The 2,617-nt window shown below is 73.5% G+C and carries 3 protein-coding genes and 1 pseudogene; 3 read left to right on the top strand and 1 reads right to left on the bottom strand.

Going from position 1 to position 2,617, the window contains the following annotated elements; translation table 11 throughout:
- From AC2VNT_RS01015 to menE, 3 genes and pseudogenes are all read left to right on the top strand, one after another.
- Positions 1-119 (top strand): annotated as a pseudogene (locus AC2VNT_RS01015) (hypothetical protein); the annotation flags it as partial.
- A 57-nt stretch (positions 120-176) separates the two neighbouring features.
- On the top strand, positions 177-479 hold the full coding sequence (locus AC2VNT_RS01010; protein WP_486945088.1) for a DUF3349 domain-containing protein: 303 nt from the start codon (positions 177-179) through the stop codon (positions 477-479).
- Positions 480-517: 38 nt separating this feature from the next.
- Positions 518-1,630 carry an o-succinylbenzoate--CoA ligase gene (gene menE, locus AC2VNT_RS01005; RefSeq protein ID WP_486945087.1) on the top strand — a complete coding sequence of 371 codons (1,113 nt, stop codon included), beginning with the start codon at positions 518-520 and terminating at the stop codon, positions 1,628-1,630.
- A 1-nt stretch (position 1,631) separates the two neighbouring features.
- On the opposite strand, the gene AC2VNT_RS01000 is transcribed toward menE, so the two are convergent.
- Positions 1,632-2,615 carry an ATP-binding cassette domain-containing protein gene (locus AC2VNT_RS01000; RefSeq protein WP_486945086.1) on the bottom strand — a complete coding sequence of 328 codons (984 nt, stop codon included), beginning with the start codon at positions 2,613-2,615 and terminating at the stop codon, positions 1,632-1,634.
- Between the last annotated feature and the right edge of the window lie 2 nt (positions 2,616-2,617).

Genomic DNA, 2,617 nt, shown 5'->3' with positions numbered 1-2,617 from the left:
TCGGCTGGGCCATCTACGCACTGTTGGTGGTGATGATCGTCGTCGCGGTGCTGTTCATCGCGCGCGACTTCATCGGCCATCACACCGGCTGGTACATCCTGGGCGCCAAACCCGGGTAGCATCGTGATGATCGTGTACTCGGCGTTACCGGCTCGCCGGAGCGAAAGTGACTCAGCGTGAACCGATTCCTCGATGCGGTGGTCGCGTGGTTGCGTGCCGGCTATCCCGAGGGTGTCCCGCAGACCGACTACATCCCGCTGCTCGCGCTGCTGTCCCGCCGACTCAGCGCCGACGAGGTCACGGCGGTCGCCCGGGAGCTGATGGCCCGCGGCGACTTCGACAACGTCGACATCGGGGTGATGATCACCCGGTTCACCGACGAGCTGCCGGCCCCCGACGACGTCGCCCGGGTCCGGGACCGGCTGGCCGCCACGGGCGGGCCGTTCGACGAGCGGCCCGCTAACGGAGGGCGGACATAGCCACCCTGGCGGCACTGCCGGTCCCGCCCGGGGGCGCGGTGGCGTCGTTGCTGCCCGCGCTGCACCGGGTGCTGGACCGCACTGGTCCGGCATTCGTCCCGGTCCCGGCCGGCGGCGGGGCCGACACCGCCGCCGCGCTGCGGACCGGCGAGCCGATCGGCGACGACATCGCGGTCGTGGTGACGACGTCGGGCACCACCGGCGCCGCCAAGGGCGCGCTGCTGACCGCGGCGGCGCTGACCGCCAGCGCCGCGGCCACCCACACCCGGCTGGGCGGGCCCGGCGGGTGGCTGCTCGCGCTGCCGCCGTGGCACATCGCCGGCCTGCAGGTGCTGGTCCGCAGCGTCCTCGCCGGTACCACCCCGGTCGAGATGGACGTCTCGGCCGGGTTCGACACCGGCGAGATCCCGGCCGCGGTGGCGCGACTGGGCGCCGGCCGCCGGTACGCGTCGCTGGTCGCCACCCAGCTGGCCAAGGCGCTCGCCGATCCGGCGGCGACCGCGGCCCTGGCCGAGTTGGACACCGTGCTGCTCGGCGGCGGGCCGGCTCCGCAGCCGGTGCTGGCGGCGGCGGCCGCGGCCGGGATCACCGTGGTCCGCAGCTACGGGATGAGCGAGACGGCCGGCGGGTGCGTCTACGACGGGCTGCCGCTGGACGGCGTGCGGGTGCGCATCGCCGCCGATCACCGGGTGCTGATCGGCGGTCCGACGCTGGCCCGCGGCTACCGTAACCCGGTCACCCCGGACCCGTTCGCCGAGCCCGGCTGGTTCGTCACCGACGACCTTGGTGCCGTTGATGATTCGGGATCGCTGCGGATTCTCGGCCGAGCCGACGACGCGATCAGCACCGGCGGGCTGACCGTGCTGCCGGAGCCGGTGGAGGCGGCGCTGCGCGGCCATCCGGCGGTCGCCGACTGCGCGGTCTTCGGGGTCGACGACGACCGGCTGGGCCAGCGGGTGGCCGTCGCGGTGGTGCTGGCCGACGGGGCGTCCCCGCCGACGCCGGCGGAGCTGCGCGACCACGTCGCGACCACCCTCGACGTCACCGCGGCCCCGCGGGAACTGCACCTCGTCGACACGCTGCCCCGACGCGGCATCGGCAAGCTGGACCGCGCGGCGCTGACCCGGCGGTTCGGCGCGGCTCGACGCTAGGCTAGGCCGACTGGGTCGGGTCGGTGATGATGCTGGGCGGAAAGCCGAATTGGCTGCGAAACGTCGGAACCGTGTAGCCGACGACGGTCGCGTTGGTGCGCGGACGCACCGTGGCCGACCGGGGGATGCGGAAGAACGGTCCGATCTTGCCGCGGTAGCTGCCCGGCACACCGATCTTCAGCTGCCCGCCGGCCGGGCTCGCCGGTGCCGACTCGGGGAGGATCTCCAGCTCGCCGTCGGCGACCACGTAGATCATGTCCTCGATGCTGCCCTGCTCCAGCAGCACCGATCCGCGGGTCACCCGGACCGGCCCGGGCTCGTCCGGCGGCGGGGCGGCCGACGGCGACAACTGGATCACCAGGTCGGCCAGCGGCAGGATCCGGGTGTCGTGGGTGGCGACCACGACGATCCGGTCGCCGGCGGCCATCGCCCGCAGCAGTCTCAGCACCTCCTCGGCCCGGACGAAGTCCAGCTGGGCGGTGGGTTCGTCCGCCAGGATCAGCGGCGGGTCCAGGGCCAGCGCCCGGGCCACCGCCACCCGCTGCTGCTGGCCGCCGCTGAGGTGGCCGGGTTTGTGGGTCGTCCGGTCGGCGAGGCCGACACTGGTCAGCAGGGTGCGGGCACGCTCCTGGGCCGACCACTGGGTCCACCCCGCCACCCACATCGGCACCATCACGTTCTCCAGCGCCGTCAGGCTCGGCACCAGGTTGAACGACTGGAAGACGATGCCCACGGTGCGCCGCCGGTAGGTGGTCAGCTCGCGCCGGCCCAGCGCGGTCACCTCGATCGCCCCGAATTCGATGGTGCCGGCGGTCGGGCTGAGGATGCCGCCCAGACAGGACAGCAGCGTCGTCTTCCCGCAGCCGCTCGGGCCGAGCAGCACCACCAGCGACCCGGCGGTGAGCGACAGGTTCAACCCGTTGATCGGGCGGACCGGATCGCCGCCGTCGGCGGCGTACTCGATGACCAGGTCCCGGACCCGTATAT

The organism is Mycobacterium sp. TH-M15, assembly GCF_057473705.1.
This window is presented reverse-complemented; position numbering and strand designations above follow the sequence as displayed.